General features: G+C 69.1%; 8 protein-coding genes. 1 reads left to right on the plus strand and 7 read right to left on the minus strand.

Features of this window, described 5'->3' with window-relative positions:
• Together uvrA and Q0P88_RS13935 are read right to left on the minus strand one after the other, a co-directional pair.
• Positions 1 to 2312 (minus strand): excinuclease ABC subunit UvrA (gene uvrA / locus Q0P88_RS13930; protein ID WP_295014947.1); only part of this gene is annotated, 2312 nt, incomplete at its 3' end.
• A gap of 113 nt (positions 2313 to 2425) precedes the next feature.
• Entirely contained in the window at positions 2426 to 2869 is a 444-nt protein-coding gene (locus tag Q0P88_RS13935) for a MarR family winged helix-turn-helix transcriptional regulator (RefSeq protein WP_295014948.1), read from the minus strand.
• 39 nt (positions 2870 to 2908) lie between these two features.
• On the opposite strand from Q0P88_RS13935, the gene Q0P88_RS13940 reads away from it, so the two are divergent.
• Positions 2909 to 3163 (plus strand): hypothetical protein, encoded by a 255-nt coding sequence (locus tag Q0P88_RS13940; protein WP_295014949.1) that lies wholly within the window; start codon positions 2909 to 2911, stop codon positions 3161 to 3163.
• A 55-nt stretch (positions 3164 to 3218) separates the two neighbouring features.
• Here Q0P88_RS13940 and Q0P88_RS13945 read toward each other — a convergent pair whose 3' ends face one another.
• From Q0P88_RS13945 to Q0P88_RS13965, 5 genes are all read right to left on the minus strand, one after another.
• Positions 3219 to 3554: a TfoX/Sxy family protein gene (locus Q0P88_RS13945; RefSeq protein WP_295014950.1), complete on the minus strand. Its 336-nt coding sequence runs from the start codon at positions 3552 to 3554 to the stop codon at positions 3219 to 3221.
• 33 nt (positions 3555 to 3587) lie between these two features.
• On the minus strand, positions 3588 to 5657 hold the full coding sequence (gene uvrB, locus Q0P88_RS13950; RefSeq protein WP_295014951.1) for an excinuclease ABC subunit UvrB: 2070 nt from the start codon (positions 5655 to 5657) through the stop codon (positions 3588 to 3590).
• A 41-nt stretch (positions 5658 to 5698) separates the two neighbouring features.
• A complete protein-coding gene (coaE, locus tag Q0P88_RS13955) occupies positions 5699 to 6298 on the minus strand; it encodes a dephospho-CoA kinase (protein WP_295014952.1) in 600 nt (199 codons plus the stop codon).
• 48 nt (positions 6299 to 6346) lie between these two features.
• The gene (locus tag Q0P88_RS13960) at positions 6347 to 7570 is read right to left on the minus strand and encodes an MFS transporter (protein WP_295014953.1); all 1224 of its coding nucleotides are present in this window, start codon (positions 7568 to 7570) and stop codon (positions 6347 to 6349) included.
• Between the two features lie 137 nt (positions 7571 to 7707).
• Positions 7708 to 8348: S1 RNA-binding domain-containing protein (locus Q0P88_RS13965; RefSeq protein WP_295014954.1), on the minus strand; the 641-nt coding region annotated here is incomplete at its 5' end.

Consider the following 8348-nt stretch of genomic DNA (forward strand, 5'->3'; position numbering starts at 1 on the left):
ACGTCGGGCAGGAAGTTCATCTCGATCTTGATCGTGCCGTCGCCGGAGCACGCCTCGCAGCGGCCTCCCTTGACGTTGAAGCTGAACCGTCCCGGCTGGTAACCGCGGACCTTCGCCTCGGGGGTCTCGCTGAACAGGGTGCGGATCCGATCGAAGACCCCCGTGTAGGTGGCCGGATTCGATCGCGGCGTGCGCCCGATCGGCGCCTGGTCGACGTGCACCACCTTGTCGAGGTTGTCGAGCCCGGTCACCCTGGTGTGCTTCCCTGGCACGGTCCTCGCGCCGTTCAATCGCTGCGCGAGCACCCGGTAGAGGATGTCGTTCACGAGCGAAGACTTGCCCGATCCGCTGACGCCGGAGACGGCGGTGAGCACGCCGAGCGGGAAGTCGGCTGTGACGTTGCGGAGATTGTTCTCCTTGGCGCCCACGACGCTGAGCATCCGCTTGCGATCGATCCTGCGGCGCTTGGTAGGGGTCGTGATCTCGCGGCGGCCCGCGAGATAGTCGCCCGTCATCGAGCCCTTCTCCCGCAGGAGCGCGTCGTACGGGCCGGAGTGCACGACGACGCCGCCGTTGACGCCGGCGCCCGGCCCGATGTCGACGACCCAGTCGGCCGCCTCGATGGTCTCCTCGTCGTGCTCGACCACGATGAGCGTGTTCCCGAGATCGCGGAGGGTCAGAAGGGTCTCGATGAGACGACGGTTGTCGCGCTGGTGCAGGCCGATCGACGGCTCGTCCAGCACGTAGAGCACGCCGGTGAGGCCTGATCCGATCTGCGTGGCGAGCCGGATGCGCTGGGCCTCGCCGCCGGAGAGGGACCCCGCGGAACGGCTCAGGTTGAGGTAGGACAAGCCGACCTGCAGCAGGAAGTCGAGGCGCAGTCGGATCTCGCGCAGCACCTGCGCGGCGATCTTCGCCTCCCGCGGGCTGAGCTCCAGACGCTGCATGAAGTCCTGCGCCTCGGCGAGGCTGAGGTGGGAGACCTCCGCGATGGAGTGCCCGTGGACCTGCACCGCGAGCACCTCCGGCTTCAGCCGGTCGCCGTTGCAGACCGGGCAGGGCACCTCGCGGAGGTATTCGCCCCAGCGCGTGCGCTGCGTGTCGCTCTCGGCCTGCTGGTACTGGCGCTCGATGTAGGGGACGACGCCCTCGAATCCCGAGGAGTAGCGCATCTCACGCCCGTAACGGTTCTTCCACTTGACCGTGACCTTGTAGTTCTCACCGTGCAGCACGGCCTCCTGCACGTCCGAGTGCAGATCCTGCCACGGCGTGTCGAGTGAGAAGTCGAGGTCGGCGGCGAGGCCCTCCAGCAGACGCTCGTAGTACTGGAACAGTCCCTTGCCCTGGGTCGTCCACGGCAGGATGGCCCCCTCGCGGATCGAGAGGGTCTCGTCGCCGAGCATGAGATCGACGTCGACCGACATCCGGGTGCCGAGCCCGGAGCACGCAGGACAGGCGCCGAACGGCGCGTTGAACGAGAACGTGCGGGGCTCGATCTCCGTGAGGGTGATGGGGTGGCCGTTCGGGCAGGCCAGCTTCTCGGAGAACGACTGCCACGCCTCGTCGCCCTCTTCGTCGACGAAGTTCACCTGCACGACCCCGCCGGCGAGGCCCAGCGCCGTCTCGACGGAGTCCGTCACACGGCCCAGGATGTCGGGGGCCGCGACGAGACGATCCACGACGACGCCGATGTCGTGCTTGTAGCTCTTCTTCAGCACGGGGGGCTCGGCGAGCTGGACGAGCTCGCCGTCGACGATCGCACGGGCGTAGCCCTTCGCGCCGAGCTCGCGGAAGAGGTCGACGAACTCGCCCTTCTTCTGGCTGACGACCGGGGCGACGATCTGATAGCGGGTGCGCTCCGGAAGCTCCATGAGCTGATCCGCGATCTGCTGCACGGTCTGACGCTGGATGCGCGCTCCGCACTGCGGACAGTGCGGCACGCCGATGCGCGCCCAGAGCAGGCGCATGTAGTCGTAGATCTCGGTGATCGTTCCGACGGTCGATCGCGGGTTGCGGTTCGTCGACTTCTGATCGATCGAGACCGCGGGGCTCAGACCCTCGATGAAGTCGACGTCGGGACGGTCGACCTGACCGAGGAACTGGCGCGCGTACGCGCTCAGCGACTCGACATAGCGCCGCTGCCCCTCGGCGAAAATCGTGTCGAACGCGAGGCTCGACTTGCCCGAACCACTGAGTCCGGTGAAGACCACGAGGGAGTCGCGAGGGATCTCGAGATCCACGTTGCGGAGATTGTGGACACGCGCTCCGCGGACGCTGAGTCTTCCGGGGCTGGTTACGGGTACGATCGGCACCCGTCAAGTCTAGGAGCGGCCTCCGACATCGGCTCCGCGGGAGCCTCCTGCTCGCTCCGGGCGAACGCCTCTGCCGGGCGGCCTGGGCAGCGACGCGACGTCCGTGGACCGGTTCAGAGCTCGACGGACCCGGCGAAACGGAGGAGGCCGTCGCGCACGGACTCGACCTCCGGCACGGTCATGTCCAGACGGGCCATCACCTGGCGCGGCACATCGAGCGCGCGGACGCGGAGCTCGGCTCCGCGCGCGGTCAAAGCGATGTCGAGGCGACGCTCGTCCTCGGCGCTGCGGCGACGTTCGATCAGGCCGTCCGCCTCGAGCCGTTTCACGAGAGGCGAGGCGGTGGCCGGTTCCATCGCGAGGGCGGTGGCGAGATCGCGCAGGGAGCGCGGCGAGTCCTCCCACAGCGCCAGCATGACGAGGTACTGCGGATGCGTGAGTCCCAGCGGCTCCAGGATCGGACGGTAGATCCCCACCACGTTGCGCGCGGCCGTGACCAGCGCGAAGCACAGCTGATTGTCGAGCTTCAGCAGGTCGTCGGCGGTCCGTTCCGTCATGCCTCGATAATACTCTCTGCCCTCATCATTAGTACGCTAATGATTATGACGAGCAACCCCACGCCGGACCGCGTGCCCCTGCGACAGCGCATCCGTGAGGCCGGCGGCGCCTACGCCTGGATCAACGCGACCCTGATCCGCCTCGCGGGCCCCGCATCCGTCGGACCGTACGAGAGCACCCCGCCGCCGTCCATGGCCGAGCGCGCCACGAAGGGATGTCCGCTGTGCGGCCAGCCCATGACCGCGCACGAGATCGATCGGAGCGGTCCCAAGCCCCTCGTGCACTGCCCCTGACCTCGCGCTCCCCCGCGCTGGTCCCGCCGTGGGAAGCCTGAGTCGGCGACGCCGACTACCCGACGCGATCGGCGTCCTCGCGGGCGATGTCGATCCACTCCATGAGCGCGGTGTCGTCGCGGATCGCCTCCGCCGCGATGTCCAGCCAGCCCGCGCTCATCGTGCGTGGGCCCATGACGGCCCGCGAGACACCCGGCTCGGTGAGCAGAGCGGACCCGTGCTCCTCCTCGACGCGGACGAGCAGCACACCGCCCTTGCGAGCGCCGACGAGGATGTGCCCACCGGCGAGGAAGGCGCGGCTGCCGAACATCGCCTTTTCCTCGATGTCGCCCTCCGCTCCGAGGAGCGCTCGGATCCGGTCCGCCAACTCCGCGACCGACGCGTCCACCATGTCGCTTCTCCTCCTCGCATCCCGACGAACGGGTCAGGCGTGACCGGCCCGCTCCATCGCACGCAGTTCCTTCTTGAGATCCTGCACCTCGTCGCGCAGTCGCGCGGCGAGTTCGAATTTCAGCTCGCCCGCCGCGGCGAGCATCTGCGCGGACAGATCCGCGATCGTCTCCTCGAGCTGCATCGCCCCTTCCGCCGCGATCCCCTCGCGGCGCAGGTTCGGGGTGGGCGACTTGCCGCGACCGGACCTGTTCCGCTTCGAGAGCAGCTCCGCCGTATCGGCTCCTTCGCGGGCGAGGACATCCGTGATGTCGGCGATGCGCTTGCGCAGAGGCTGCGGGTCGATGCCGTTCGCCTCGTTGTACGCGATCTGCTTCTCACGGCGCCGCTCGGTCTCCTCGATCGCCTTCGCCATCGAATCCGTCATGGTGTCCGCGTACATGTGCACCTGACCGGACACGTTGCGGGCGGCACGGCCGATCGTCTGGATCAGCGACGTTCCCGAGCGCAGGAACCCCTCCTTGTCGGCATCGAGGATCGCCACCAGCGAGACCTCAGGAAGGTCGAGTCCCTCGCGGAGCAGGTTGATGCCGACGAGCACGTCGTAGACCCCGGCGCGGAGCTCCGTGAGGAGCTCGACGCGTCGGAGCGTGTCGACGTCCGAGTGCAGATAGCGCACCCTCACGCCGTGCTCGCCGAGGAAGTCGGTGAGCTCCTCGGCCATCTTCTTGGTGAGCGTGGTGACGAGAACGCGTTCGTCGCGCGCGACGCGCACCCGGATCTCCTCGAGCAGATCGTCGATCTGCCCCTTCGAGGGCTTGACGACGATCTGCGGGTCGACGAGCCCGGTCGGGCGGATGATCTGTTCGACGACGCCGTCCGCGATGCCCATCTCGTACTTGCCGGGCGTCGCGGACAGGTAGACGGTCTGCCCGATGCGCTTCGTGAACTCGTCCCACCGCAGCGGACGGTTGTCGAGCGCGCTGGGGAGCCGGAAGCCGTGATCGACGAGGGTGCGCTTGCGCGAGGCGTCGCCCTCGTACATCGCGCCGATCTGAGGAACGGTGACGTGCGACTCGTCGATCACCAGCAGGAAGTCGTCCGGGAAGAAGTCGAGCAGCGTGTGCGGCGGCTCACCGGGCTGACGCCCGTCCATGTGCCGCGAGTAGTTCTCGATGCCGGAGCAGAAGCCCAGCTGCTGCAGCATCTCCAGATCGAACGTCGTGCGCATGCGCAGACGCTGCGCCTCCAGGAGCTTCCCCTGACGTTCGAGCTCCGTCAGACGCTCGGCGAGCTCCTCCTCGATCGTGCCGATCGCACGCTGCACGACGTCCGTCCCTGCGACGTAGTGCGAGGCGGGGAAGATCGGAACGGAATCGAGCCTCTCGATGACCTCCCCCGTGAGCGGGTGCAGCGAATACAGCGCCTCGATCTCGTCGCCGAACAGCTCGATCCGGATCGCGTGCTCCTCGTAGACCGGGATGATCTCGATCGTGTCGCCGCGCACCCGGAAGTTTCCCCGGGAGAAGTCGACGTCGTTGCGGTTGTACTGCATCGCGATGAACTGCCGGATGAGCGCATCCCGGTCGTAACGCTCACCCACCTGCAGCGCGACCATCGCGCGCAGATACTCCTCGGGCGCGCCGAGTCCGTAGATGCACGACACGGTCGAGACCACGACGACGTCGCGCCGGCTCAGCAGCGAGTTCGTGGTCGAGTGCCGCAGACGCTCGACCTCCGCGTTGACCGAGGAGTCCTTCTCGATGAAGGTGTCCGTCTGCGGGACGTACGCCTCGGGCTGGTAGTAGTCGTAGTACGAGACGAAGTACTCCACGGCGTTGTTCGGCATCAGCTCGCGGAACTCGTTCGCGAGCTGCGCCGCGAGGGTCTTGTTGTGCGCGAGGACGAGGGTCGGCCGCTGCACCTGCTCGATGAGCCAGGCCGTCGTCGCGGACTTTCCCGTGCCCGTCGCACCGAGCAGCACCACGTCGGTCTCGCCCGCGTTGATGCGCGCGGCGAGCTCGGCGATCGCCTGGGGCTGATCGCCGGCCGGCGCGTATTCGCTGACGACTTCGAAGGGTCGGACGGACCGAGTGGGCTGCATCCCTCAACGCTACAAGGGGCCTCCGACATCGGGGCCGAGGTTCACTCCCGGCGCAACCGGTCCCATAGGGCGTCCGCCTGGCGCAAGGTCTCGGCGAGCGTGCCGGAGGTGTCGATCACGATGTCCGCGATCTCGCGTCGCCGCGCGTCGGAGACCTGCGCGGCGATGCGTGCGCGCGCGTCCTCGCGGTCCATGCCGCGCTCGCGCACGAGGCGCTCCTCGCGGAGGAACGCGGGCGCGTCGGCGACGACGACGAGGTCCCAGGGGTCGTCCGCACGCGCCTCGATGAGCAACGGCACGTCGTAGACGACCACAGCGTGCGGGTCCTGGGAAAGCGCCTCGGCGAACCTGCGCTGCGACTCGCTCCTCACCGCCGGGTGAACGATCGCGTTGAGCCGGGCCAGCGCTCCGGGGTCGCCGAACACGGCGGCGCCCAGACGCGCGCGATCCAGCGCACCGTCGGGCAGGATCATGGCGTCGCCGAACTCCTCCGCGATCCGGGACAGCACCGGGGTACCAGGCTCCTGCACCTCGCGGACGATCCGATCCGCGTCCACGACGACCGCGCCGCGTTCGGCGAGACGTGCGGAGATCGTCGACTTTCCCGAGGCGATGCCGCCGGTGAGTGCGATGAGGGGCATGCCTTCAGTCTGTCACGGCGGCCACGCCGCCCTGCCCCGCCCGTCGCCTCAGCGCTCGCGCGGGATCCGGCCGGTGCGCTCTGTCCGCAACGCCGACACGGCCGCCAGTGCCGCCGCGAGGCAGAGGACGAGCACGAGCGCGACGAACCACGTCCATCCCGCCCCCGCGAACACGAGTCCCAGGGCCCAGCCGAACAGACTCGACCCGGCGTAATAGGCGAAGTAGTAGAGCGAGGACGCCTGAGCCCTGCTCGACGACGGGGCGGCGACGGGCGTCCACCCCGACGCGACGGCGTGCGCCGCGAAGAAGCCCGCGGTGAACAGCAGAAGCCCGAGCAGCACGATCCCGGCCACGGGGACCAGCATGCACGCCGCTCCGACCGCCATGACCGCGATCCCTCCCAGGAGCACCGGGTACCGCCCGCGCCGCGAGGCGAGCACGCCGGCCCACGGCGAGGAGAACGTCCCGGCGAGGTAGGCGAGGAAGAGCAGGGTGATCAGCCACGCCGGCAGCAGGAACGGCGGGTTCGACAGGTGGAAGCCGAGGTAGTTGTACACGGCCACGAAGGCCCCCATCAGGAGCAGTCCCTGTGCGCTGAGCGCGAGCTGCACCGGTGAGCGCATCAGATCTCCGAGACGCCGCAGGATCCCGGGACCGCGCTCGCTGCGCATCCGCACGGGCACGAAACCGCGGGCCCGCGGGATCAGCCAGAGGAACAGCGCCGCGGAGACGGCGCAGAGCGCGGCCGCGCTGCCCACCCCGACGCGCCACCCGCCGATCTCGCCGACGAGCCCCGACACGATCCGGCCCAGCAGACCGCCGACCGTCGTACCGGCGATATAGCTGCCCGCCGAGGCGGCCGCGTGCCGCGGATCGATCTCCTCCGAGAGATACGCGAGTGCTACGGCCGGCACCGCTCCGAGCGCGATCCCCTCCGCGCAGCGCACCACGAGGAACACGCCGATCCCGGGGCTCAGCGGTGCGAGCAGCCCCAGGACGGTCGCGGCGATGACGCCGATCGCCATCGCCGGCACGCGCCCGATCCGGTCCGCGACAACCGACCAGGCGACCACCGCCGCCGCGAGTCCCAGCGTGGCCGCAGAGACGCCGAGGGCCGCCGTCGCGGGCGCCGCCCCCAGGTCGGCCGCGATCTGCGGCAGCACCGCCTGCGGGGAGTACAGCTGCGCGAACGTCGCGACCCCGGCGAAGAACAGTCCGACGAGGATCCTGCGATACTCGGCGGATCCAGGCGTATGACCCGCGAAACTCACCGCCGGCGGCTCCGATGGCAGCGGGCGGATCCGGAGGGCTCGGCGAACGTCATGCTCCGATCCTTCCACTCCGCAGATGCGGAACGGGCCGCCACCCGCCCGAAGGCGAGGTGACGGCCCGTTCCGAACCGAGGTGCTTACGCGTTGCCGCCCGAGAGCTTCTCGCGCAGAGCGGCGAGAGCCTCGTCGTCGGCCAGCGTGCCGGCACCGGCGGAGTCGCTCGAGAACGACTGCGCGCTCGCGCCGAAGTCGTCGCCCGCAGCGGCCTCGGCCTCGGCGGCCTTGATGACCTGAGCCTTGTGCGCCTCCCAGCGAGCCTGGGCAGCCGCGTACTCCTGCTCCCATGCCTCGCGCTGAGCGTCGAAGCCGTCCTTCCAGGCGCCCGTCTCGGCGTCGAAGCCCTCCGGGTACTTGTACTCGCCGTTCTCGTCGTACTCGGCGAGCATGCCGTACAGGGCCGGGTCGAACTCGGTGCCGTACGGGTCGACCGACTCGTTGGCCTGCTTGAGCGACAGCGAGATGCGGCGACGCTCGAGGTCGATGTCGATGACCTTGACGAAGACCTCTTCGCCCACCGAGACGACCTGCTCGGCCAGCTCGACGTGCTTGCTGGAGAGCTCGGAGATGTGCACGAGGCCCTCGATGCCGTCCGCGACGCGCACGAACGCACCGAACGGGACGAGCTTGGTGACCTTGCCCGGGGTGACCTGGCCGATGGCGTGGGTGCGGGCGAAGACCTGCCACGGGTCCTCCTGCGTCGCCTTCAGCGACAGGGAGA

The sequence above is a fragment of the uncultured Microbacterium sp. genome, from assembly GCF_945952435.1.
GTDB lineage: Bacteria > Actinomycetota > Actinomycetes > Actinomycetales > Microbacteriaceae > Microbacterium.